The 22,929-nt window shown below is 63.7% G+C and carries 23 protein-coding genes; 15 read left to right on the top strand and 8 right to left on the bottom strand.

The window, feature by feature from the left end; all coding sequences use genetic code 11:
- Window positions 1–66 precede the first annotated feature (66 nt).
- The 6 genes from fabF to fabD form a co-directional block, all read right to left on the bottom strand.
- Entirely contained in the window at window positions 67–1,329 is a 1,263-nt protein-coding gene (gene fabF, locus RFM52_RS07785) for a beta-ketoacyl-ACP synthase II (RefSeq protein ID WP_320296352.1), read from the bottom strand.
- Between the two features lie 34 nt (window positions 1,330–1,363).
- The gene (locus RFM52_RS07780; RefSeq protein WP_006203723.1) at window positions 1,364–1,600 is read right to left on the bottom strand and encodes an acyl carrier protein; all 237 of its coding nucleotides are present in this window, start codon (window positions 1,598–1,600) and stop codon (window positions 1,364–1,366) included.
- 219 nt (window positions 1,601–1,819) lie between these two features.
- Entirely contained in the window at window positions 1,820–2,557 is a 738-nt protein-coding gene (gene fabG, locus RFM52_RS07775) for a 3-oxoacyl-[acyl-carrier-protein] reductase (protein ID WP_112101164.1), read from the bottom strand.
- A 37-nt stretch (window positions 2,558–2,594) separates the two neighbouring features.
- Entirely contained in the window at window positions 2,595–2,861 is a 267-nt protein-coding gene (locus RFM52_RS07770) for a type II toxin-antitoxin system RelE family toxin (protein ID WP_320296353.1), read from the bottom strand.
- Entirely contained in the window at window positions 2,845–3,066 is a 222-nt protein-coding gene (gene relB / locus RFM52_RS07765; protein ID WP_320296354.1) for a type II toxin-antitoxin system RelB family antitoxin, read from the bottom strand. The genes RFM52_RS07770 and relB overlap by 17 nt, the downstream gene beginning before the upstream one ends.
- Window positions 3,067–3,132: 66 nt before the next feature.
- On the bottom strand, window positions 3,133–4,074 hold the full coding sequence (gene fabD, locus RFM52_RS07760) for an ACP S-malonyltransferase (protein WP_320296355.1): 942 nt from the start codon (window positions 4,072–4,074) through the stop codon (window positions 3,133–3,135).
- 277 nt (window positions 4,075–4,351) lie between these two features.
- On the opposite strand from fabD, the gene RFM52_RS07755 reads away from it, so the two are divergent.
- Window positions 4,352–6,280, top strand: a complete 1,929-nt coding sequence (locus RFM52_RS07755) for an LTA synthase family protein (RefSeq protein ID WP_320296356.1) — start codon at window positions 4,352–4,354, stop codon at window positions 6,278–6,280.
- Window positions 6,281–6,389: 109 nt separating this feature from the next.
- Here the strand turns inward: RFM52_RS07755 and RFM52_RS07750 are convergent, their stop codons facing one another.
- Window positions 6,390–8,018, bottom strand: a complete 1,629-nt coding sequence (locus tag RFM52_RS07750) for a pilus assembly protein (RefSeq protein WP_320296357.1) — start codon at window positions 8,016–8,018, stop codon at window positions 6,390–6,392.
- 464 nt (window positions 8,019–8,482) lie between these two features.
- Here RFM52_RS07750 and rpsF point away from each other — a divergent pair, with 464 nt between their 5' ends.
- The 14 genes from rpsF (at window position 8,483) to RFM52_RS07680 (ending at window position 21,851) form a co-directional block, all read left to right on the top strand.
- Window positions 8,483–8,983, top strand: coding sequence for a 30S ribosomal protein S6 (gene rpsF, locus RFM52_RS07745; protein WP_320296358.1), 501 nt, complete (start codon window positions 8,483–8,485; stop codon window positions 8,981–8,983).
- Complete coding sequence (gene rpsR, locus RFM52_RS07740; RefSeq protein ID WP_006203718.1) at window positions 8,983–9,231, top strand: 30S ribosomal protein S18; 249 nt, start codon at window positions 8,983–8,985, stop codon at window positions 9,229–9,231. Before rpsF ends, rpsR begins: the two co-directional genes overlap by 1 nt.
- A 220-nt stretch (window positions 9,232–9,451) precedes the next feature.
- Complete coding sequence (gene rplI / locus RFM52_RS07735; RefSeq protein WP_217576822.1) at window positions 9,452–10,036, top strand: 50S ribosomal protein L9; 585 nt, start codon at window positions 9,452–9,454, stop codon at window positions 10,034–10,036.
- Between the two features lie 244 nt (window positions 10,037–10,280).
- The gene (locus tag RFM52_RS07730) at window positions 10,281–11,567 is read left to right on the top strand and encodes a cyclopropane fatty acid synthase (RefSeq protein ID WP_320296359.1); all 1,287 of its coding nucleotides are present in this window, start codon (window positions 10,281–10,283) and stop codon (window positions 11,565–11,567) included.
- Window positions 11,568–11,639: 72 nt separating this feature from the next.
- Window positions 11,640–11,963 (top strand): YnfA family protein, encoded by a 324-nt coding sequence (locus RFM52_RS07725; RefSeq protein WP_320296360.1) that lies wholly within the window; start codon window positions 11,640–11,642, stop codon window positions 11,961–11,963.
- 172 nt (window positions 11,964–12,135) lie between these two features.
- Window positions 12,136–12,849, top strand: a complete 714-nt coding sequence (locus tag RFM52_RS07720) for a hypothetical protein (protein ID WP_320296361.1) — start codon at window positions 12,136–12,138, stop codon at window positions 12,847–12,849.
- A gap of 27 nt (window positions 12,850–12,876) precedes the next feature.
- Complete coding sequence (locus tag RFM52_RS07715) at window positions 12,877–13,842, top strand: small ribosomal subunit Rsm22 family protein (RefSeq protein WP_320296362.1); 966 nt, start codon at window positions 12,877–12,879, stop codon at window positions 13,840–13,842.
- A gap of 583 nt (window positions 13,843–14,425) precedes the next feature.
- A complete protein-coding gene (locus tag RFM52_RS07710; protein WP_320296363.1) occupies window positions 14,426–15,916 on the top strand; it encodes a replicative DNA helicase in 1,491 nt (496 codons plus the stop codon).
- Between the two features lie 227 nt (window positions 15,917–16,143).
- The gene (gene radA / locus RFM52_RS07705) at window positions 16,144–17,562 is read left to right on the top strand and encodes a DNA repair protein RadA (protein ID WP_320296364.1); all 1,419 of its coding nucleotides are present in this window, start codon (window positions 16,144–16,146) and stop codon (window positions 17,560–17,562) included.
- A gap of 42 nt (window positions 17,563–17,604) precedes the next feature.
- Complete coding sequence (locus tag RFM52_RS07700) at window positions 17,605–18,279, top strand: CvpA family protein (RefSeq protein WP_320296365.1); 675 nt, start codon at window positions 17,605–17,607, stop codon at window positions 18,277–18,279.
- Window positions 18,280–18,389: 110 nt separating this feature from the next.
- Window positions 18,390–19,871, top strand: a complete 1,482-nt coding sequence (gene purF, locus RFM52_RS07695; protein ID WP_320296366.1) for an amidophosphoribosyltransferase — start codon at window positions 18,390–18,392, stop codon at window positions 19,869–19,871.
- A 145-nt stretch (window positions 19,872–20,016) separates the two neighbouring features.
- On the top strand, window positions 20,017–20,760 hold the full coding sequence (locus RFM52_RS07690) for an SDR family NAD(P)-dependent oxidoreductase (RefSeq protein ID WP_320296367.1): 744 nt from the start codon (window positions 20,017–20,019) through the stop codon (window positions 20,758–20,760).
- Between the two features lie 87 nt (window positions 20,761–20,847).
- A complete protein-coding gene (locus tag RFM52_RS07685; RefSeq protein ID WP_320296368.1) occupies window positions 20,848–21,489 on the top strand; it encodes a hypothetical protein in 642 nt (213 codons plus the stop codon).
- Between the two features lie 137 nt (window positions 21,490–21,626).
- Complete coding sequence (locus RFM52_RS07680) at window positions 21,627–21,851, top strand: hypothetical protein (protein WP_027165524.1); 225 nt, start codon at window positions 21,627–21,629, stop codon at window positions 21,849–21,851.
- Window positions 21,852–22,133: 282 nt separating this feature from the next.
- Here the strand turns inward: RFM52_RS07680 and RFM52_RS07675 are convergent, their stop codons facing one another.
- Window positions 22,134–22,640, bottom strand: a complete 507-nt coding sequence (locus RFM52_RS07675) for an OsmC family protein (protein ID WP_320296369.1) — start codon at window positions 22,638–22,640, stop codon at window positions 22,134–22,136.
- Window positions 22,641–22,929: the final 289 nt, after the last annotated feature.

The following is a 22,929-nucleotide window of genomic DNA, read 5'->3' as shown; positions in this document are numbered from 1 at the left end:
CCGGTTGGTTGTCTATCTCTGGGCAATCCCGGTCGGAAACGGCTATGCACGCTTCCCTGGGATCTTTTAGCCGTTGTAACGCTGGAACACGAGCGAGGCGTTGGTGCCGCCGAAGCCGAAGGAATTCGACAGCGCGACATCGATCTGGCGCTGGCGCGGCTTGTTCGGCACGAGATCGATCGCCGACTCGCGTTCCGGATTGTCGAGATTGATCGTCGCCGGCGCGATGTTGTCGCGGATGGCGAGGATCGAGAAGATCGCTTCCGCGGCGCCCGCGGCGCCGAGCAGATGGCCGATCGACGACTTGGTCGACGACATCGAAATCTTCGAGGCGGCATTGCCGACAAGGCGCTCAACCGCGCCGAGCTCGATCGTGTCGGCCATGGTCGAGGTGCCGTGCGCGTTGATGTAGTCGATGTCGGCCGGCGAGAGCTTCGCCCGGTTCAGCGCCGCCGTCATGCAGCGGAAGGCGCCATCCCCGTCTTCTGCCGGCGCGGTGATGTGATGGGCGTCGCCCGTCAGGCCATAGCCGGTAACCTCGGCATAGATCTTGGCGCCGCGCGCCTTGGCGTGCTCGAGCTCTTCCAGGACGACGACGCCGGCGCCCTCGCCCATGACGAAACCGTCGCGGTCACGGTCATAGGGACGCGAAGCCGTTTCCGGCGTATCGTTGCGGTCGGTGGAGAGCGCGCGGCAGGCGGCGAAGCCGGCAATCGACAGCCGGGTGATCGGCGCCTCGGCGCCGCCGGCCAGCATCACATCGGCATCGCCCCACATGATCAGCCGGGCCGCGTCGCCAATGGCGTGCGCGCCGGTCGAGCAGGCGGTGACCACCGCATGGTTCGGGCCTTTCAGGCCGTGGCGGATCGAAACCTGGCCCGAGACCAGGTTGATGATCTGTCCTGGGATGAAGAAGGGGCTGATGCGGCGCGGCCCGCGTTCCTTCAGGATCATCGCGTTTTCGGCGATGCCGTCGATGCCGCCGATGCCGGAGCCGATCAGCACGCCCGTGGCGCACTGCTCCTCATGCGTCTGCGGCTTCCAGCCGGAATCGGCCAGCGCCTCGTCGGCGGCCGCGATGCCATAGAGGATGAACTCGCCGATCTTGCGCAGTTCCTTCGGCTCGAGCACGGCCTCTGGATTGAAGGTGCCGTTGGAGCCGTCGCCGCGCGGGATGATGTGGGCGATCTTGCAGGCAAGATCGTCCACCTCGAATTCGGTGACGCGGCGGCAAGCGCTGCGGCCGGAGAGCAATTCCCGCCAGCTGTGCTCGACGCCCATGCCAAACGGCGAAAGCAGACCAAGGCCCGTGACGACGACACGCCTCATCGCAGGTCCTCCCCGATAATGCCTGCGAAAGAATTCAGGCCGAGGCCTTGTCGATATACTTCACGGCATCGCCGACGGTCAGGATGGTCTCCGCGGCATCGTCCGGAATCTCGACGCCGAACTCTTCTTCGAACGCCATGACGAGTTCGACCGTGTCGAGGCTGTCCGCGCCCAGATCGTCGATGAAGCTCGCCTGCTCCGTCACCTTGTCGGCATCGACGCCGAGATGCTCGATGACGATCTTCTTGACGCGCTCTGCGGTGTCACTCATTTGGGCAATCCTCGTCTTATGTTGTCTATCTTCGTTAGCGGGCGGAATGCCGCTAATCAAGCTGAAAGATGGTCTTGCGGGCAACGCAACGCCACAGGACCGGTTTTTGCCCGAACCGCCGGGTTGCGGGCCGCATTACACGAAAAATAGCGGCCGTCCAAGCCGAAATGGCTGTTTTCACAGGCGCGGCCGACCTCGGTCGGTCAGCCCATCGCCCCGTCAGATCATCGCCATGCCGCCGTTGACGTGAATGGTCTGGCCGGTGACATAGGCCGCCTCGTTCGAGGCGAGATAAGCAACAGCGGACGCCACCTCGGCGCTGGTGCCCATGCGCCTTGTCGGGATCGCCGCCATGATCGTCTCTTTCTGCTTGTCGTTGAGCTTGTCGGTCATGGCCGATTCGATGAAGCCCGGGGCGACGCAGTTGACGGTAATGTTGCGGGTGGCGATCTCCTGCGCCAGCGACTTGGAGAAGCCGATCATGCCGGCCTTTGAGGCGCAGTAATTGGTCTGGCCGGGATTGCCAGTGACGCCGACCACCGAGGTGATGTTGATGATGCGGCCATGACGCCGGCGCATCATCGGATGGGTCAGCTCGCGGGTGAGCCGGAACACGGCGGTGAGGTTCACCTCGATCACGGAATCCCAGTCGGCGTCCGACATGCGCACGAACAGTCCGTCTTTGGTGATGCCGGCATTGTTGACCAGGATGTCGACGCCCTCGAGGTCGGCTTCAGCCTTCTGGCCGAGCGCCTTGACTGCGTCGCGGTTCGTCAGATCCGCTGGAAACAGTTTTACGCGGTCGCCCAACTCGCCCGCCAAGGCCTCCAGCTTCTCCACACGAGTACCGTGCAGGCCGACGATCGCGCCCTGGCTGTGCAGCACCCTGGCGATCGCCTCGCCGATGCCTCCCGATGCGCCGGTGACGAGCGCCTTGCGGCCGGTCAGTTCGAACATTTTACTTCCTTTCAAATCGGACAGGTCAGCTGCCGGGCTATCTGTAGACGTCGCCGCGATGGCCGATCGTCACGACAAGAATCACCAGCCGCGTGTCTTGCACATCGCAGACAATCCGGTAGTCCCCAACTCGGTACCTCCAGAATGTCGCCAACGGGCCTTTAAGTGGTTTGCCTAGCTCACGCGGATTGTCGAGATAGGCAAGTCGATTTTCGATGAATTCGCGGATACGGTTTCGTGTATGCGGATCTAGTGTTTCGACAAACTTGCGAGCCGAACGAGCATACTCAAGCGTCCAGGCCACGCCAGAAATCCTCGCTCTTTACGACATCCTCCTCACCCCGCCTGATGCGCTCAAGCACCTCGGCAGCGAGATAATAGTCTTCCAGGTCTTCGAGCCCACGTTCAATGAGTTCACGTAGATAATAGGCTTTACTGCGGCCGGTCTTGGCGGCCAGAAAGTCCAATCGTTCTTCAATCTCAGGCGCCAGACGGATGGATGTCGGCATGAGGGACCCCCGATGAATACATGTATTCATATATCGCATTGGGGTTGAAAATTCAAGCTTTGATGGTCATCCCAACGCCGCCAGCGCCGCCTCGACTTCCGCCGCCGTGCCGATGGCGCCGGTGGCGATGTCGCGATTGATGCGGCGCGCCAGGCCGGACAGCACCTTGCCTGCACCGACCTCGTAAAGCGTCGCGACGCCATTGGCGCCGAACCATTCCACCGTCTCGCGCCAGCGCACGCGGCCGGTCACCTGCTGGACCAGGCGGCGGGCGATCTCGCCCGGGTCGCTGGTCGGCGTCACCGTCACGTTCGAGACGACCGGCACTACCGGCGCGGATTTCGCGACATCCGCCAGCGCGTCCCGCATGATATCGGCGGCCGGCGCCATCAGCGCCGAGTGGAAAGGAGCGGAAACCTGCAGCATCAGCGCCCGCTTGGCGCCCTTTTCGGTGCACAGCTTCGCCGCCAGTTCGACCGCCGCCTTGGCGCCGGAAATCACCAGCTGGCCGCCGCCATTGTCGTTGGCGACCTGGCAAACCGAGCCTTTGGCCGCTTGCGCGCATGCCGCTTCGACATCGGCCTGCTCCAGCCCGATGATTGCGGCCATGGCGCCCTCGCCGGCCGGCACCGCCGCCTGCATGGCGTTGCCGCGGGTCCGAAGCAGCCGTGCCGCGTCGCCGACCGAAACGAAACCGGCCGCGGCAAGCGCCGAATATTCGCCCAGCGAATGACCGGCCACATAGGCCACCTTGTCTTTCAGCGAGAAGCCGCGCGCTTCGAGCGCCCGCATCGCCGCCAGCGACACCGCCATCAGTGCCGGCTGGGCATTGGCGGTCAGCGTCAAGGTCTCTTCCGGTCCTTCCCAGACGAGTTTCGACAGTTTTTCGCCGAGCGCGGCGTCCACTTCCTCGAAGACGCGGCGCGCTTCGGGGAATTGATCGGCCAGGTCCTTACCCATGCCGACGGCCTGGCTGCCCTGTCCCGGAAAGGTGAATGCGACGGCCATTTGAAGTCACTCCAGAGGCTGGTTTTCCCTGCCTCTGGAGCAAGGCGGACGGGCCAAGTCAAGCCCGCGAGCACCTCTTCGGCGAGCATTTCAGCCGGAAAACCGTGCTGACTCCCTGTTCCGAAAGGCTTTTTGACGATCACACCTGATGAAAACCGCTCACGTTTAGTTTGCTGGCTCTTCTTATTTCCGCCACAGGCGCTAGCTTTGCGTGACATTTCGATGACACAACCGTGACGCGTGTGGAAGGCGGGTTACGTGGGCCGGGGGAAGTAGAGTGGCAAGGATCAGGAGAGGCGCGGCCAAACCCGCGCCACAGTTTTTGGAAGACGATCCGTCCACCGGCTATCTGCCGGGACGAGCCTGGCCGACCGTGCGCTACGGTCTGGCGACGCTTCTCGCCTCCGCCCTGCTGGTGTTCGCGATCGAATTGATCGTACGCGGCGATTTCTTCGGTACGGTCGATTTCTTCCTGCAGCCGTTCAAGCCGGGCTGGACCACCATCATCGTCTTCGCCCTGGTGCTGGTGGGGCTCGACGCCATACTCGGGCGCAGCCACCAGAGCCTGATGATCGTGGCGCCGCTGACGCTGGCGCTGGCCTTTGTCGGCCACCAGAAATCGCATTATCTCGGCGATCCGCTCTATCCGACGGATTTCCTGTTTGCCCGCCAGATCGTGGCGCTGCTGCCGCTTCTGGTGCGCGAGCGGCCGTGGACGGCCGTCATGCTGGCGGTCGGCATCGTCGGCGGCCTGACGCTGCTCGTCTATGGCTGGCGGAGCTGGCGCCGGCGGGTGCCGATCCTCAGCCGCAAGGGCCGCCTAGCGCGGCTGGCGCTTGCCGTACCGCTGCTCGCCTTCTTCGTCTCGATCATGGACTACGCCACCTTCTCGTGGACGCGCGACAGGCTGCAGATCATCCCGATCATGTGGGACCAGAAGGAAAATTACGCCTCCAACGGCTTCGCGCTCGCCTTCGCGATGAATGTGCCGATGGCGCATGTCTCGGCCCCGCCCGGCTATACCGACAAGGTGTTGGACGCGATCACGCGTCCCGGGGTCGCCGCCTCGGTGCCGGACCAGAAGCCCGACATCATCGTGGTGATGAGCGAATCCTTCTGGGATCCGACGCAGCTGCCCGGCGTCACCATCAAGCCCGATCCGATCCCGACGGTCAGGGCGCTGCGCTCCGGCTCGATGTTCTCCCCCGAGTTCGGCGGCATGACCGCCAATATCGAATTCGAGGCGCTGACCGGCTTTTCCAACGCCTTCCTGCCGGCCGGCTCTATCCCCTACCAGCAATATGTGCGCACCCCGACGCCGTCGCTGGCGACCTTCCTGAAGAGCGAGGGCTACCGGGCGCGCGCCATCCACCCCGGCACCAACTGGTTCTGGAACCGCGGCGCCGTCTATGCCGATTTCGGCTTCAACGACTTCCGCTCGGAAGAGACGCTGCCGCCGATGGAAAAGCGCGGGCCGCTGGCCTCTGACGCGGCGATGACCGACGAGATCATCCGCGAGGCCGACGCCAGCGACGATCCGGTGTTCCTGTTCGCCGTCAGCCTGCAGAACCACGGTCCTTACGAACCCTATCGCTACTATAACCCGACGCATTCGGTCGACGCGCCGATCAGTTCCTGGGCGCGGGAATCGCTGCTTTCCTATGCCGAGGGCTCGGCCGACGCCGACCGCGGCCTACAGCGGCTGATCGACTGGGCGAAGGCCCGCCAGCGGCCGACCGTCATCGCCTTCTTCGGCGACCATCTGCCGCCGCTCGGACCCGTCTATGTCGAGACCGGCTTCCTCAAGGACAATGTCGCGCCGCGCAAGGAGCCTAGCGCCGACGCCGCGCTCGAGCACCACGACACGCCGCTGATCATCTGGTCGAACCGCTCCGGTCCGGTGCAGAACCTGGGCGCGGTAAGCCCAGCCTTCCTGCCCTATCATATCCTGACCACGGCGGGCATCACCCACCCCTATTACACCGGCTTCCTCGGCGCGCTGCGCGAACACTACCGCGTGGTCGACCGCAACCTGCTCCTGACGCCCGCGGGCGAAGCAACGCCGGACTGGGCGCGGCAGAAACAGATCGATCCGAAGATCAACGATTTCCGGCTCATCCAATACGACATGATGTTCGGCAAGCGGCGCTCGGCGCCCGACTTCTTCCCCGAGACGGTGGACAAGCTCGTCGCGCATACGAGCTGATTAATCGGAGCTGGCAAGCGAACGCCCGTCGAGCGCCGATCGTCGCACAGATGACGAGAACGAAAACGGTCGTGGCGCGACCGTTCCCATGCCGCGGCCCCAACCCTCGTCAGTTGGTGAGCTGCAGCCTGGAGAACTTGTTGGCGATGCTCTGGAAGACGTTGGGCAGCTTGGCCGGGTCCTCGACGGCGTAATAGTCGCTCGGGTCGGAAGCGCAGGCGCTGTAGAGCGAGCGGTTGGCCGCCGTATCGGCCTGCAGCACCATGGTATAGATCTGGACGCCCTGGCTCTTCAGCTGTGCGCAGACATTCTTCGTCCAGCCGTCGACGTTGCGCGCCGCCGTCGTCTGGTTGCTCGAACCGAAACGGCCGCTGGCGAGGTAGCCATAGGAGGTGTAGTCCGATTTCTGCGGCGTGTTGGAGGCGCCGTAGACGACGTTCTCGCCGTCGGTCAAAAGCATCACCACCTTGGTGACGCCCGCCGTCTTATAGGGGGCGGCGTCGGTATAGGGCGGCTGCGGCGACAGCACCCGCTGGCCCCAGGCGAGACCTTCCGAGACGTTGGTGCCGGAGCCGTTCCATTCGCTCATCTGGCTCGCCGCCAGGCGCAGCTTGTCGAAGTCGTCGGTCAGCGGAATGATCGGCGTCGGGCAGGCGCGGTTCGGGCCGATAGTGATCGTATTCCCGGCCTCGGTGATTATCTTCGTGGTCGAGGCGACATATTTTCCGATGACCTTCAAATCCGCGCTGAGAAGCGCGTTGACGAGGCCGGTCACGAGACCGCTAAGGTCGATGCCCAGTATGTTCTGGTTCAGCTTGCTGTTGTCTATCGTGTCGTCGAGATAGGAATTGTTGTAGCCGGTCGAAGAATTGCCGTAAGAGGCCGACGGCTTCCTGGCGACGTCTGGGTCGTCCGGCGCGAAATACGGCACGAACAGCGTATCGGGCTTCGACGGGTCCGGCGGCGTGTCGGCGATGTTCAAGGCGCCGGGCCGCGCCTCGACGCAACCCTTCCAGCCCGTGTTGTTCCAGCCGCCCTTCTGGCCGAGCTGTTTGAACAGCGCCATATGGTTCGGGCGCTTGCCGTCGATGACCGGGAAGTTGACGCCGTTGCTGGACGACTTGCCGTCCATGTCGATCCAGGACGGATCGAATTCGGGGCCGTTGACGTTGACGGCGGTGACGAAGGGCACCAGCGAGGCCCGCACGGACCGGGTCGGCGACTTGACCGCCTCGAGATAATCGAGCAGCGACTTGGACGCGGTTCGCAGCGCGGTGATACGCGCGCCGGCCATCGAACCGGTGTTGTCGAGCACCAGCACCACTTCGAGCTGGTTGTTGGATTCGACCGCCGAAGCGTCGACGCTGATGTGCTTTTCGGCGCCGAACAGGAACGCGAAGTTGAGATTGACGTCGGCCGAGGCGGTGGCCTTGGTCTTGACGAAGTTGACGCCTCTGTCGACGGTCAGCGTGGCCTTGGCGTTCGAGAGTTCGCTGTGGCTGGCCACATTGGCCTGGAAATAGCTGTCAAAAGCACCGGCGCGCGTCGTCTCGGCATCGCCGAGATGCGAGGAGGCGAGGTTCGCGGCGTCCAGCGCGTTCTGCAGGTTGCTTTTTGCTCGCATCAGAGTGGAGACATCGGTGGCAAAGGCCACCGCGCCCAGCATGGCAGGCACGCCCACCGCCAGCATCAACGAGAAATTGCCGCGCCTCGAGCGCCAAAACTGCCTGAGAAGCATCCCCTACCCCCTGGAATTGCTCGATTTCCTGCCGCCTTGCGGCTCGCGTGCCTCTCATGCGCTTTTCATGATAAACGGGTGGTTACAACCGGATACAACCTTATGGGGTGGTTAAAGCCCGATTACTGGAAAATCGATAAAATCGGGCTCCGGCCGGCATTGGCGCTTTTGACACGGCTGCGACACTCTGGAGCCGTGCGGGCGTCCTCCCGGCCTTGCCTTCCCGCGAAATTGCTATATAGACCCGCGCAATCTGCCGGTCCTTGCTGGGGGCTGAACGGAGGGCCGTGGCCTTTTCGAAGGTCGCGACACGAAGCGAGATGCGCTTCCTGCCTCCCGTGTCTCCGCTCTCGACCGTCTCGTGATGCTCCTTTCTTCCCCGCTCCTTGCGACCGGGTCAGACAAGTTGCAGAGGCTTAGCCGCGAGGGCCGGTCGGAGAAACGAAGAAAGGCAGAAAGACATAATGGCTCTTTACGAACATGTGTTTCTTGCCCGGCAGGACCTGTCGCAGCAGCAGGTTGACGCGCTTGTCGAACAGTACAAGGGCGTCATCGCGGCGAATGGCGGATCGGTCGGCCGGATCGAGAACTGGGGACTGAAGTCCCTCACCTACCGGGTCAAGAAGAACCGGAAGGCTTACTACACGCTGATGGACATCACCTGCCCGCCGGCCGCGCTCAATGAAATGGAGCGTCAGATGGGCCTGTCGGAAGACGTCCTTCGCTTCCTGACCATCAAGGTCGAGGCGCATGAGGAAGGTGCTTCGGCGATGATGCAGAAGCGCGAAGAGCGCTCCGAGCGCGGCGGCTTCGGCGACCGCGACCGTGGCGATCGTGGCCCGCGCTCCTTCGGCGACCGCGACCGCGGTGACCGTCCGCCGCGCAGCTTCGGTGGTGACCGCGATGGCGGTGGCGATCGTGGTCCGCGCCGTCCGCGCGAAGGCTTTGAAGGGGGTGCAGAATAATGGTCGACATCAATCAGATCCCGACCCGGCGCCCGTTCCATCGCCGCCGCAAGACCTGCCCGTTCTCCGGCGCCAACGCTCCGAAGATCGACTACAAGGACGTGCGTCTTTTGCAGCGCTACATCTCCGAGCGCGGCAAGATCGTGCCGTCGCGCATCACCGCCGTCAGCCAGAAGAAGCAGCGCGAGCTCGCCAAGGCGATAAAGCGCGCCCGCTTCCTCGGCCTGCTGCCTTACGTGGTTCGCTAAGACCTGACATTGGATGCGGGCGCTTGCCGCCCGCATCCACCTCACGGCGACGGGCGCCGCGAAGGTTTGAAGCTAAATCCCGAGTTGGGGCCGGTGGCCCCTAACTGCCCAGACAGGCAGGACAGCGACAAGAGCGGCGACGCCGCACCGAGCTTCCTGACCTGTTCCAATTCATTCAGCGCCGATCGAAAGGTCAGCGCACAGACGAAGGAACGAAACCATGGAAGTCATTCTCCTCGAGCGCATTTCCCGCCTCGGCCAGATGGGCGAGACCGTGAAGGTCAAGGACGGGTTCGCCCGCAATTTCCTGCTGCCGCAGGGCAAGGCGCTGCGCGCCAACGAAGCCAACAAGAAGAAGTTCGAGGGCCAGCGCGCCCAGCTCGAAGCCCGCAACCTGGAGCGCAAGTCGGAAGCCACGCAGGTCGCCGAGAAGCTCGACGGCAAGAGCTTCATCGTGGTGCGCTCGGCCGGCGAGACCGGCCAGCTCTACGGCTCGGTGTCGACCCGCGACATCGCCGATCTGCTCATCGCCGAAGGCTTCACCGTCAACCGCAACCAGATCGAGCTCAACCAGCCGATCAAGACCATCGGCCTCTCCAACGTGGCGATCGCGCTGCATCCGGAAGTCGAGGTCACCGTAACGCTCAACGTCGCCCGTTCGGCCGACGAGGCGGAGCGCCAGGCCAAGGGCGAGACGCTGACCACCGCCGAGGCCATCTATGGCGACGACATCAACGACAATGCCCGGCCGGAGAATTTCTTCGACCCGAACGCTGAGTTCGAAGGCGGCGAAGAGAACGCCTGACCGCTGGGCCTGACCGGCACATCCTCCGAAGCATCGCTTCGCTTAGCAGACGTCCAGGATTTCTGGACCAACGCCCGGGTCTCCGACCCGGGCTTTTTTGTGCCAAAAGGAACTTTTCGACACCCTATATCTTGTGCACATTACAGCGTGGCGCGTCGATTGGACGCGGGCGACGCGCTGTGGCACTTTCGTTCTGGCATTCCAGTCCGATTACCGGGTGATCCGACTGAGGGGACATTTGGTCATGAATATCCTGTTGAAACACGTTCTCGAGCGCCTGGTGCGGGCCGGCGACCTGAAGGTGACCGGGCCGAAGGGCACGACGCACAAGTTCGGCGACGGCAGCGGCGAACCGGTGCACATCCACATCAAGACCATGCATGCCGAGCGCGCCATCAGCTTCGACCCGATGCTGGCGGTGCCGGAAGCCTATATGGACGGCGAGCTGGATGTGCTCGAGGGTGGCGTTCTCGGGCTGATGCGCATCGCGTTCCAGAACATGGGCTCGAGCGGCATCGACGTGTCCTGGTCGAAGGCGATCGAGAATCTGCGACATGCCTTCCGCCGGCTGCAGCAGATCAACACCGCCGCCCGTTCGCGCCGCAATGTGCAGCGCCACTACGACCTGTCGGGCGAGCTCTACAAGCTCTTCCTCGACGAGGACATGCAGTATTCCTGCGCCTATTTCGAGCAACCCGACATGACGCTGGACGAAGCGCAGCTGGCCAAGAAGCGCCACATCGCCGCGAAGCTCAGGCTGAAGGCCGGCCAGACGGTGCTCGACATCGGCTCCGGCTGGGGCGGGCTCGGCCTTTATCTCGCCAAGGCCTTCGACGTCGACGTGCAGGGCGTGACGCTTTCGACCGAGCAGCATGGCGTCGCCACCGACCGCGCGCATGCGCAAGGCCTGCAGGACCGCGTGCATTTCGAGCTCAAGGACTATCGCCACATCAACGAGCGCTTCGACCGCATCGTTTCGGTCGGCATGTTCGAGCATGTCGGCGTCAACCATTACCGCACCTTCTTCGACAAGGCGGCGACGCTGCTTAAGCCGGACGGCGTTATGCTGCTCCACACGATCGGCCGTTCCGGCGTGCCATGGGCGACCAGCGCCTTCGTACGCAAATACATTTTCCCGGGCGGCTACATCCCGGCCCTTTCCGAAGTGATGCCGGCGATCGAGAAGTCGGGCCTTGTCGTCACCGACATCGAGATCCTGCGGCTGCATTATGCCGATACGCTCAAGCATTGGGGAGAGCGTTTCGCCGCCAACCGCGACAAGGCGAAAGCCATCTATGACGAGCGCTTCTGCCGGATGTGGGAGTTCTATCTCGCCGCCTCGGAAGCCGCCTTCCGCTGGCAGGACCTAGTGATCTTCCAGTTCCAGATCGCCAAGAAGAACGACACGCTGCCGATGACGCGCGACTACATGGCCAAATGCGAGAAGGCGCTGGAGCTGCGCGACATCGGGCACAAGGAGCCGGCCGCGCCAGCTCCCGCCAAGCCGACCCGCCGCAAGAAGGTTGAATAGACGCGGCATCGATTGCCGCTTGCCATTACGGCGTGACGCCACGAAAAAGGTCTCGTTCGCGAGACCTTTTTCATGACCTACCTCATCTACATCGCAGCAGCGCTGGCCGAGATCGCCGGCTGCTTTTCGTTCTGGGCGTGGTGGCGGCTGGAGAAATCGCCGCTCTGGCTTCTCCCAGGTCTCGCCTCGCTGGCGCTGTTTGCCTTCCTGCTGTCGCTGGTCGACACGGATGCTGCGGGCCGCGCCTATGCCGCCTATGGCGGCATCTACATTGCCGCCTCGCTCGGCTGGCTGTGGCTGGTCGAAGGCGTGCGCCCCGACCGCTGGGACCTGACGGGTGCGGCGCTCTGCATCGTCGGCGCCTCGGTCATCCTGCTTGCGCCGCGCAGTCATTAGCCTGGTCCCTTTCTTGACCACCTTCCAGGATAGAAAAATTCGTATACATTTCACCTGAAAAGCTTCTTAGCAGATGGGTCATATGCCAACTCTTACAGATCCTGCCCGAGAATTCGCCGAAATATGCGAACGACTTTCTACCCCTTCGGACAAATCATCTGGCGACGTCCATATGGCCGAACAATTTGGTGTTGAGCCATGGTCTAAGGAATTCTATCAAATTATATTTTGCATCATAGAGCGAGCAGACTACCTTATCGCTTTAATTGACGAGATAGAACTTGATGAAGATATCCGTAACGAGGCTAAAACCCATGTAAATCAGGCCAAGCTTGCGTTCAGCAAGGCTTCTTTGAGTAATCGCTGGACCAAGGATGGACCCGGCCTGAGTCGCTTGAAGCGAGAGAATATCCAGCCGATTAAGATGCTATCCCCGCAAGTTCGCCAGAAGATCTCGTTTCCAAAATTGAATGGCGAGGAATTGAGCGAACTCGTAGCGATGCTGGATGAGCTTGAAGGATGGCTTCAGGAGCATCAGCTGAAGGAGCAAGATTTCATTCGACAAGCTCTGATTGACGGGACTAGACAGGTGAGATTTAGGCTTGAGCGCGTTGGGTGGCTTGGATGGGGATACACAGTTGAATCACTTCGAGATGTGATCGGTGCCTACCTCGCTCTCGAGCGAGGTTTTCCTGACTTGACCACAGCGCCAGACGCTGAGGCAGTTCTAAAAAAGACTGGAGCTTTTATTAAGAAATTCTACGAGAAGACGGCTTTGATCAAGGACGTCTCCGACACCGCCGACTTCCTACTTCGAGCTTACGGGGCAACTACTCTTCTTCTCAAGGGGGCAGGGATAGCTGGCTTGCTTACTTTCGGCGGATGATATCAATCAATCTTCTGGCCAACTGAAATGGAACTCCCCGCCCCGCTCCGCCAAGGCGTCGACAGCCTGCTCGAAAAAGTGCCGCTGCCGGCGCTGAGGCAGGCGGCAAGGACGCTGTCCGAACGCTACCGCGCCGAGCTGCGCGACGGCCGCCTGCATATGGGCGAGGAGATGGCGGTCAAGGCTTATCTGGCGACAAGGCTGCCCGCCACCTATGCCGCCGTCCGCGCCAGCCTCGAGGCGTTGAGCGCAGCCAGCCCCGATTTCGCGCCTGTGAGCCTGCTCGATATCGGCGCCGGACCTGGCACCATGCTTTGGGCCACGAGTGACGTCTGGCCTGAACTGGAACGGGCGGTGCTGGTCGAGGCAAGCGCTGCCGTGCGCAATGTCGGCCAGTCGCTCGTGGAAGGCGCGATCGCGGCCCGCGCCGAATGGATCGCCGGCGACGCGACGATAGATCTCGACGGCGTCATGCCCGCCGACCTCGTCAGCGCCGCCTATGTGCTGGACGAGATCGCGCCGGCTTCGCTGCCGAAGCTCATCGCCCGCCTCTGGGGGCTTACGGCCGACACGCTTCTCATCGTCGAGCCTGGCACGCCCGCCGGCTGGCAGCGCATCCTTGCCGCGCGCCAGCAACTGATCGCGGCGGGCGCGCATGTCCTGGCGCCCTGCCCGCATGCGGCGCCCTGCCCGCTCGCGCCGCCCGACTGGTGCCATTTCGCGCGCCGCGTCGCCCGTTCGCGCCTGCATCGCCTGGTCAAGGAAGCCGAGGTGCCGTGGGAGGACGAGAAGTTCATCTACCTGGCCGTCTCCCGGCAGCCGGCGCCGGCCCGCCCGGCACGGGTGATCGCGCCGCCGAAAGGCGGCTCGGGCAAGGTGGTGCTGAAACTCTGCCAACCGGACGGCAGCGCCGGCGAGCGCCTGTTCAGCAAGCGCGACGGCGAGGTGTTCAAGGCAGCGCGGCGGGCGGACTGGGGCGACACGGTGGGCTGAGCCGTACACGCCCAGAAGGTAGCGGCGTCGATGCGTTGGCGGAACCGCAACTTTGGAGATTGGCCGAAGCGCCCGAACTTCGTCATCCACGGGCGGAGCGACGCGCAGCGGCGCGCAGACCCGAGGATCCATGCCGCGACGTGGCGCGAAGAATGAAGGCGGTGCAGAAGGGAGGTCTCTTCTGCGCCGCTGCATCGCTTATAGGTAACGGCATGGATTCTATGGTCTGCGCCGCGTCGCTTCGCTCCTTGCTCCGCCATAGAATGACGACGAAACAAACGTTTAGGCCAATCGCAAAGGTTAGCGACGGCTAGGCGAACGGAACCGCCGGCCGCCCGGTAGGAGCACCTTCCATACCATCTTACCGAACAAATTGTTCTTGCTTCGTTCCGATCCTGCAACTAAGAATAGTCCCTTGCCGAGTCAACCGGAATCGGGCCACCGGAATACTGTCCTGTGGACGGTTCGCCGTTCCTGTGAACAACGTGAATCACGGTCGGTTGGCCGCATAGTGATGCAGAAAGGTCAGCACCGAATCTTCCCGTTCTGATATCGATAAGGCGGGATCGAAATCGGGGATATCATGGCAGAGGCGGCACTGAAATTCGGCGCGGCGGAAACGCCGCTTTATCGCGAGGCACCGAACAACATCGAAGCCGAGCAGGCGTTGCTCGGCGCAATCCTCGTCAACAACGACGCCTTCTACCGTGTCTCGGATTTCCTCAAGCCGGCGCATTTCTACGAGCCGCTGCACCGCCGCATCTTCGAGATTGCGGCCGAGCTCATCCGCATGGGCAAGATCGCAACGCCGATCACACTCAAGACCTTCCTGCCGGCCGACGAGAAGGTCGGCGACATGACTGTGGCGCAATATGTCGTGCGCCTTGCCGTCGAAGCCGTCACCGTCGTCAATGCAACCGACTATGGCCGCGCCATCTACGATCTCGCCACGCGCCGTGCGCTGATCACCGTCGGCGAGGACATGGTCAACATCGCCTATGACGCGCCGGTCGACATGTCGCCCTCCGACCAGATCGAGGACGCCGAGCGGCGGCTGTTCGAGCTCGCCGAAACCGGCCGCTATGACGGCGGCTTCGAAAGCTTCAACGATGCGGTCAAGACCGCCGTCGACATGGCCAATGCCGCTTATATGCGCGACGGCCATCTGTCCGGCATCTCGACCGGCCTGCGCGATCTCGACCGCCGCATGGGCGGCCTCCAGCCCTCCGATCTGATCGTGCTCGCCGGGCGCCCCGGCATGGGCAAGACGTCCCTGGCCACCAACATCGCCTTCAACATCGCCGAGGCCTATGTCCCGGCGCAGCAGGCCGATGGCAGCTTCAAGGCCGCCAATGGGGGCGTCGTCGGTTTCTTCTCGCTGGAAATGTCGTCGGAGCAGCTCGCCACCCGTATCATTTCCGAGCAGACCGAGATCTCGTCATCAAAGATCCGCCGCGGCGAAATCACAGAAATGGATTTCGAAAAGCTCGTCGCCTGCTCGCAGACCATGCAGAAGATCCCGCTGTTCATTGACCAGACCGGCGGCATCTCGATCGCGCAGTTGTCGGCTCGGGCGCGGCGTCTGAAGCGCCAGCGTGGCCTTGACCTCATTGTCATCGACTATATCCAGCTGATGCAGGGATCGAGCGCCAAGGCCTCGCAGAACCGCGTGCAGGAAATCACCGAGATCACCACGGGCTTGAAGGCTTTGGCGAAGGAACTCGGCGTGCCGATCATCGCGCTGTCACAGCTGTCGCGTCAGGTCGAAAGCCGCGACGACAAGCGCCCGCAACTCTCGGACCTGCGTGAATCAGGCTCCATCGAGCAGGACGCCGACGTGGTGCTGTTCGTCTATCGCGAGGAATATTACCTCAAGAACCGCGAGCCGAAGCTCGGCACCGAAGAATACGTCAAGTGGGAAAACGAGATGAACGAGGCGCGCGGCAAGGCCGAGTGCATCGTGGCCAAGCAGCGCCACGGACCGACCGGCACCGTCAGCCTCGCCTTCCACGGCGAGTTCACGCGCTTCTCCGATCTGGCTGAAGAGCATCATCTGCCGGAGAGGTTTGAGTAGCGTTTTGGCCAACGTCTCACTCCGTCGCCCCCCTCTCTGTCCTGCCGGACATCTCCCCCTCGAGGGGGGAGATCAGATGTCGCGTCTGCTTTCGCCAATCACCAACGTTGCAGGATGGGCGCCGTCGGCGAAACTGCCGATCTCCCCCCTAGAGGGGGAGATGTCCGGCAGGACAGAGGGGGGCGCGAAGGATCGCGGCGTCCGCCCAGAGCCAAAAAGGTAACAGCGTGGCCAAATCGCGCGTTCAGTTCATCTGCCAGAATTGCGGATCGGTGCATCAGCGCTGGGCCGGCAAATGCGATGCCTGCGGCGAGTGGAACACGCTGGTCGAGGAAGGCACGTCCGGCGGCATCGGCTCGGGGCCGGCGAACACGCGCAACGCGCGCAAGGGCCGCGCCGTGGTGCTGACCAGCCTGTCGGGCGACATCGAGGACGCGCCGCGCATCGTTTCCGGTATCGGCGAGCTCGACCGCGCCACCGGAGGTGGCTTCGTGCGCGGCTCGGCCCTGCTGGTCGGCGGCGATCCCGGCATCGGCAAGTCGACGCTGCTGACGCAGGCAGCCGCCGCGCTCGCCTCGAAGGGCCATCGCATCGTCTATGTCTCGGGTGAGGAAGCGGTGGCGCAGATCAGGCTCAGGGCACAGCGCCTCGGCGTCGCCTCGACGCCGGTCGAGCTCGCCGCCGAAACCAATGTCGAGGACATCCTGGCCACCATCGCCGACGGCAAGCGGCCAGACCTCGTCATCCTCGATTCCATCCAGACGCTGTGGACCGACCTTGCCGATTCGGCGCCGGGCACCGTCACCCAGGTGCGCGCGGCCGCTCAAGCCATGATCCGCTACGCGAAATCCACAGGCGCCGCGATCGTGCTCGTCGGGCATGTCACCAAGGAAGGCCAGATCGCGGGCCCTCGCGTCGTCGAGCACATGGTCGACGGCGTGCTCTACTTCGAAGGCGAAGGCAACCACCACTTCCGCATCCTGCGCACGGTGAAGAACCGCTTTGGCCCGACCGACGAGATCGGCGTGTTCGAAATGTCGGACAAGGGCCTGCGCGAGGTGTCCAATCCATCCGAGCTGTTTCTCGGCGAACGCCACGCGAAGTCGCCGGGAGCGGCGGTTTTCGCGGGCATGGAAGGCACAAGGCCGGTGCTGGTCGAGATCCAGGCGCTGGTCGCGCCCTCCTCGCTCGGCACGCCGCGCCGCGCCGTCGTCGGCTGGGACGGCGCGCGGCTGTCGATGGTGCTCGCCGTGCTCGAGGCGCATTGCGGCGTCCGTTTCGGCCAGCACGACGTCTATCTCAATGTCGCCGGCGGCTACCGGATCTCGGAGCCGGCGGCCGATCTCGCGGTCGCCGCCGCGCTGGTTTCGTCGCTCACCGGTCTTGCCCTTCCCGCCGATTGCGTCTATTTCGGCGAAATCAGCCTATCGGGCGCCGTGAGGCCGGTCGCGCACGCGCAGCAGCGCCTCAAGGAAGCCGAAAAGCTGGGCTTTGGAAGCGCGGTGCTGCCACTCGGCAGCGAGGAACTTGTCGGTGGTAATGGGGCCGGGGGGATCGGGGCCGGCGCTTTCCAGCCCACCGAGCTTGCCGACCTTGTGGCGCGCATAGCCGGCTCACGGCGCGGCCGTGCCGATGACGCGGAGTGACGCGGCTCCTCGGGCCGTAAGACAGGAAGTGGGGCGAGAACCATGCCGATTACGCTGCTTGACGGAATCCTCGTTGGCTTCACCCTGGTCTCTGCGATGCTCGCCATGGTGCGCGGCTTCTCCCGCGAAGTGCTCTCGGTGGTTTCCTGGGCGGCAGCGGCGGCGGCGGCATTCTTCTTCTACAAGCCGGTCCTGCCCTATGTTCAGCCCTATGTCGAGAATGACAAGATCGCGATGGCGGCTTCGGCGGGCGTCGTCTTCCTCATCGCGCTGATCGTCGTCTCCGTCATCACCATGAAGCTTGCCGACTGGATCATCGATTCGCGCATCGGCGCGCTCGACCGCACGCTCGGCTTCCTCTACGGCGCGGCGCGCGGCATCCTGGTGGTCGCGGTGGCGCTCATGTTCTTCAACTGGCTGGCCGGTGCCAAGGCGCCCGCCTGGGTCGCCAACGCCAAGTCGCGGCCATTGCTGGAGACGATCGGCGCCAAGCTCGAAAGCGTGCTGCCGGAAAACACCGAGGAACTGGTCAACAAATACACGCATAAGGGCACGCCGCAGGCCGGCGCGCCCGCGACCACCGACCAGCCCGCGGCCGAGCCGCCGGCAGGCGACGACAACGCGCCGGCGCCCGACGACAGCGAGAGCGACGCCCCGGCCGACAACGAGCCGGCTCCGGCGCCTGCCCCGGCTCCCGCTCCAGCGCCGGCAAACTGATTACGGGCAAGCCGACGCGGCTTGTCCCTGTTTGTGAATGCCTGATGGTGCGCGTTGCGTTCCGCGAGAGATCGCCCTATATGGCAGCTTTAGCGGAGCTTGAGCACCAGATGGCAGACTCAACGGCAGATGCAGGCAATGTCCTTTCCGCCGAGGCCGATGACCATTTCCACGACGAATGCGGCGTGTTCGGCATTTTTGGCCGGCAGGACGCGGCAGCCATCGTCACACTCGGGCTGCACGCCCTGCAGCATCGCGGCCAGGAAGCGGCCGGCATCGTTTCGTATGACGGCACCCAGTTCCATGTCGAACGCCATGTCGGCCTGATCGGCGACACCTTCACCAAACAGCGCGTCATCGACAGCCTGCAAGGCAACCGCGCCATCGGCCACACGCGCTATGCCACCACCGGCGGCGCCGGCCTGCGCAACATCCAGCCCTTCTTCGCCGAACTCGCCGATGGCGGCTTGGCGGTCGCCCATAACGGCAACCTCACCAACGCGCTCACCGTGCAGCGCACGCTGCAGAAGCAGGGCTCTATCTTCTCCTCGACCTCCGACACCGAGACGCTGCTGCACCTGGTCGCGACCAGCAAGGAGCGCGACCTGAATTCGCGTTTCATCGATGCGATCCGGCAGGTCGAGGGCGCCTTCTCGCTGGTGGCGATGACCGCCAAGAAGATGATCGGCTGCCGCGATCCGCTCGGCATCCGCCCGCTGGTGCTTGGCGATCTCGACGGCGCCTGGATCCTCGCTTCCGAAACCTGCGCGCTCGACATCATCGGCGCCCGCTTCGTGCGCGACGTCAAGCCCGGCGAGATGGTGGTGGTCACCTCGAAGGGTATCGAGAGCCTGTTCCCGTTCGAGCCGCAGAAGACGCGCTTCTGCATCTTCGAATATGTCTATTTCGCGCGGCCGGATTCTTCGGTCGAAGGCCGCAACGTCTATGATGTGAGGAAGCGCATCGGTGCCGAACTCGCGCAGGAAAGCCCGGTCGAGGCCGACATCGTCGTGCCGGTGCCGGATTCCGGCACGCCGGCCGCGATCGGATTCAGCCAGGCCGCCGGCATTCCCTTCGAGCTCGGCATTATCCGCAACCACTATGTCGGGCGCACCTTCATCCAGCCGGGCGATTCGATCCGCCACATGGGCGTGAAGCTGAAGCACAACGCCAACCGTCGCATGATCGAGGGCAAGCGCGTGGTGCTGGTCGATGATTCGATCGTGCGCGGCACCACCAGCCAGAAGATCGTGCAGATGGTGCGCGAGGCCGGCGCCAGGGAAGTGCATATGCGCATCGCCTCGCCGCCAACCAGCGCGTCCTGCTTCTACGGCGTCGACACGCCGGAAAAGTCGAAACTGCTTGCCTCGCGCATGTCGGTCGAGGAGATGGCGGAGTTCATCCGCGTCGATTCACTCGGCTTCCTGTCTATCGACGGGCTCTACCGCGCCGTCGGCGAGGCACGCCGCGACAACGACCAGCCGCAATTCTGCGACGCATGCTTCACGGGACAGTACCCCACCCGCCTGCTCGACTTCGAAGGCCATGACAATGTGCGCACGCTGTCGCTGCTGGCGAGCGGCGGGGCGTAATCGCAGTATTTGTTTTGACGCAATTCCGGACGGAAAACCGCTGGACACTTTTCCTGGAATTGCAGTGTTTGTTTTTGACGCAATTCCGGACGGAAAACCGTTACACACTTTTCCTGGAATTGCTCCAGCGCACGGAAACTCCTGAATGACCCTCGACCTTTCCGGCCGCGTGGCGGTCGTAACCGGCGCCTCGCGCGGCATCGGCTATTTCATCGCCAAGGAACTGGCCGCGGCCGGCGCGCATGTGATCGCGGTTGCCCGCACCGTGGGCGGACTGGAAGAGCTCGACGACCAGATCAAGGCGGACGGCCGGGGCCAGGCGACGCTGGTGCCGCTCGACCTGACCGACATGGCCGGCATCGACCGTCTCGGCGGCGCCATCCACGAGCGCTGGGGCAAACTCGATATCCTGGTTGCCAATGCCGGCGTGCTCGGCGTGATCTCGCCGATCGGCCATGTCGAGGCCAAGACATTCGAGAAGGTGATGACCATCAACGTCACCTCGACCTGGCGGCTGATCCGCTCGGTCGATCCGCTGCTGAGGCTCTCAGACGCCGGCCGCGCCATCATCCTGTCGTCCAACGCGGCCCATTCGGCGCGCGCCTTCTGGGCGCCCTATGCCGCTTCCAAGGCCGCGGTCGAAACGATGATGCGCTCCTGGGCGCATGAGACCGAGACCCTGCCGCTGCGGGTGAACGCCGCCGATCCGGGCGCCACCCGAACGGCAATGCGCGCGCAGGCCATGCCCGGCGAGGATCCGGAGACGCTGCCGCATCCGTCCGAGATCGCCAGGCGCATCGTGCCTCTGGCAAGCCCGGAGCTGAAAGAGACGGGTCTGATCTTCCAGGCCAAGCACAACCGCTTCGTCGCCTACCGCCCGCCCGAATAGGTTCGGACAAACCTGACCGCCACGCGGATGAAACAGGCCTCAGGCAACGTTCTTCGAATGTGGACATTCGAAAACCGGAGGACCGACATGCGTAGACCCACTCTGCTTGCCGCCACGGTCATTGCCGCGGCGCTTGCGGCCACAGCCGGCGTAGCCCTCTCGCAAGACAAGACCATGAGCTTCTTCGTCACCAGTGTCGGTTCCGGCAAGGGCGCCGATCTCGGCGGACTGAAAGGCGCCGATGCCCATTGCGCCTCGCTCGCGGAAGCGGCCGGCGTGACCGGCAAGACCTGGCACGCCTATCTTTCCTCCAGCACGGAAGACGCGCGCGACCGCATCGGCAAGGGTCCGTGGTTCAACGCCAAGGGCGACAAGATCGCCGACGATATCGCCTCGCTGCACAGCGACGCCAACAGCATCACAAAGCAGACGGCGCTGACCGAAAAGGGCGAGGTGATCAACGGCCGCGGCGACACGCCGAACCGTCACGACATGTTGACCGGCTCCAAGCCCGACGGCACCAGGATCGCCGACCAGACCTGCGGCGACTGGACGATGAGCGGCGTCGAGGGCGCCGCCATGATGGGCCATCACGACCGCACCGGGCTCGACGATTCGGCGGCGGCGAAGTCGTGGAATTCCTCGCATGCCTCGCGCGGCGGCTGCAGTCAGGAGGCGCTCAAAGGCACCGGCGGCGACGGCCTGTTCTACTGTTTCGCGGCCGAGTGAGCCCGAAGCCAGACCGACCCATTCACGGGTCTGTGAACGGGGCGGCGAAAGCGTGTGCCGCCGCCCTGCTTTCGCCGTCCCAAGGGAGTTGCTAGGATCGGTCCGACTCCGACATTCGAGCAAAGCGAGGAATTCCCATGGCTGCTACTCCTAGCGTAGCGTTGGTCTGGTATCTGGTGATCGCCGGGCCGCAAGGCGGCATGGTGGTGCTGCCCAGCACCTTCGACACCCGCGAACAATGCACCAACGCCGTCACCGAATATCAGAAGCAGCCGACGCCGCAGGGCTGGGCCGTGCAATGCGTGCCGAGCGCCTCGCCGTTCACGGATGAAGGGGACGCGGAGACGCCGTCGGCGCAGTAGCGGGGGGCTGATCTCTCCTCTTTCGTTGAAGGGCGCGACTTCTGCTTCGTCATCCTAGGGCGAAGCAAGGAGCGAAGCGACGCGGCGCAGACCCTAGGATCCATGCCGTGAGGCTAAAGCGTTGCAGCGGTTACAGAATTCTGCACCGCGGCACTTCACGTCGAAGGTCACGGCATGGATCCTCGGGTCAAGCCCGAGGATGACGACCGGAGGGGCGTCGGCGCGCCCTCACACCCCCTGCCCTGCCGGGCATCTCCCCCACAAGGGGGGAGATCAGCAGTTTCAACGCCCCGCGCTCACGCTCAACGCCGGCTTGTTGTTGATTGTCTGGAACACCACGCAATAGCGCTCGGTGAGCTTCATGAGCGAATCGACGCGCTCCTGCGGCTCGTCGGTGTCGAGGTCGAATTTCAGCCTGATCTCGCGGAAGCCGACCGGCGCGTCGCGGGCGACGCCGAGCGTGCCGCGAAAATCGAGGTCGCCCTCGGCCTCGACCGTGGCGTTGCCGAGCTTGAACTCCAACGCCGTCGCCACCGCTTTCAACGTCACGCCGGCGCAAGCGACCAGCGCCTCCAGCAGCATGTCGCCCGAGCACAGTTCGAGGCCCGAGCCGCCGGTGGCCGGATGAAGGCCAGCCACGGCAAGCGCCCTGCCCGTTTCCACCTTGCAGGCGATCGACTGGTCGTCGAGCGAGCCTCTCGCCCTTAGCGTGATCAGTGCGCGCGCGGCGTCCTCGCGATAGGCTTCCTTCAGCGGCGCCTGCATGGCCTTGAGTGCGGTCGCGTCCATTGCCTGTCCTTTTCGTCCACTGCTTCCTGCTTCGGCATCCGCCGCCTGGCCGAGATTTGCCTCGATCGGCCAGGAAGGCAATCGCATTTATCCCTGCCGCCGTTCAGGCTCGGAGCGCTTCGTGGCTTCGAGGACGGTCAACCGGCCCATCTCTTTGTTTCGGCGCAATTTCCGGAAGCAAAACTGCCGGGACGACTTTCGCCGGCGGCGCGCCTCTATCCCAAATGGGACATTGACGGACGATGCCGCGAAAACGTCTGATCCGGGCAAATGTCGTCTTTCATTTCCG

This window comes from Mesorhizobium humile (assembly GCF_033977215.1).
Lineage (GTDB): Bacteria > Pseudomonadota > Alphaproteobacteria > Rhizobiales > Rhizobiaceae > Mesorhizobium > Mesorhizobium humile.
The sequence above is the reverse complement of the archived record's forward strand: the minus strand, read 5'-3'. Positions and strand labels throughout refer to the sequence as shown.

Bases quoted from the DNA above. Each gene is read 5' to 3' on its own strand.
- fabF (WP_320296352.1), bottom strand. From the start codon at position 1,329: ATGAGGCGTGTCGTCGTCACGGGCCTTGGTCTGCTTTCGCCGTTTGGC.
- RFM52_RS07780 (WP_006203723.1), bottom strand. From the start codon at position 1,600: ATGAGTGACACCGCAGAGCGCGTCAAGAAGATCGTCATCGAGCATCTC.
- fabG (WP_112101164.1), bottom strand. From the start codon at position 2,557: ATGTTCGAACTGACCGGCCGCAAGGCGCTCGTCACCGGCGCATCGGGA.
- relB (WP_320296354.1), bottom strand. From the start codon at position 3,066: ATGCCGACATCCATCCGTCTGGCGCCTGAGATTGAAGAACGATTGGAC.
- fabD (WP_320296355.1), bottom strand. From the start codon at position 4,074: ATGGCCGTCGCATTCACCTTTCCGGGACAGGGCAGCCAGGCCGTCGGC.
- RFM52_RS07750 (WP_320296357.1), bottom strand. From the start codon at position 8,018: ATGCTTCTCAGGCAGTTTTGGCGCTCGAGGCGCGGCAATTTCTCGTTG.
- rpsF (WP_320296358.1), top strand. From the start codon at position 8,483: ATGGCTCTTTACGAACATGTGTTTCTTGCCCGGCAGGACCTGTCGCAG.
- rpsR (WP_006203718.1), top strand. From the start codon at position 8,983: ATGGTCGACATCAATCAGATCCCGACCCGGCGCCCGTTCCATCGCCGC.
- rplI (WP_217576822.1), top strand. From the start codon at position 9,452: ATGGAAGTCATTCTCCTCGAGCGCATTTCCCGCCTCGGCCAGATGGGC.
- RFM52_RS07730 (WP_320296359.1), top strand. From the start codon at position 10,281: ATGAATATCCTGTTGAAACACGTTCTCGAGCGCCTGGTGCGGGCCGGC.
- RFM52_RS07725 (WP_320296360.1), top strand. From the start codon at position 11,640: ATGACCTACCTCATCTACATCGCAGCAGCGCTGGCCGAGATCGCCGGC.
- RFM52_RS07720 (WP_320296361.1), top strand. From the start codon at position 12,136: ATGGCCGAACAATTTGGTGTTGAGCCATGGTCTAAGGAATTCTATCAA.
- RFM52_RS07715 (WP_320296362.1), top strand. From the start codon at position 12,877: ATGGAACTCCCCGCCCCGCTCCGCCAAGGCGTCGACAGCCTGCTCGAA.
- RFM52_RS07710 (WP_320296363.1), top strand. From the start codon at position 14,426: ATGGCAGAGGCGGCACTGAAATTCGGCGCGGCGGAAACGCCGCTTTAT.
- RFM52_RS07700 (WP_320296365.1), top strand. From the start codon at position 17,605: ATGCCGATTACGCTGCTTGACGGAATCCTCGTTGGCTTCACCCTGGTC.
- purF (WP_320296366.1), top strand. From the start codon at position 18,390: ATGGCAGACTCAACGGCAGATGCAGGCAATGTCCTTTCCGCCGAGGCC.
- RFM52_RS07690 (WP_320296367.1), top strand. From the start codon at position 20,017: ATGACCCTCGACCTTTCCGGCCGCGTGGCGGTCGTAACCGGCGCCTCG.
- RFM52_RS07685 (WP_320296368.1), top strand. From the start codon at position 20,848: ATGCGTAGACCCACTCTGCTTGCCGCCACGGTCATTGCCGCGGCGCTT.
- RFM52_RS07680 (WP_027165524.1), top strand. From the start codon at position 21,627: ATGGCTGCTACTCCTAGCGTAGCGTTGGTCTGGTATCTGGTGATCGCC.
- RFM52_RS07675 (WP_320296369.1), bottom strand. From the start codon at position 22,640: ATGGACGCGACCGCACTCAAGGCCATGCAGGCGCCGCTGAAGGAAGCC.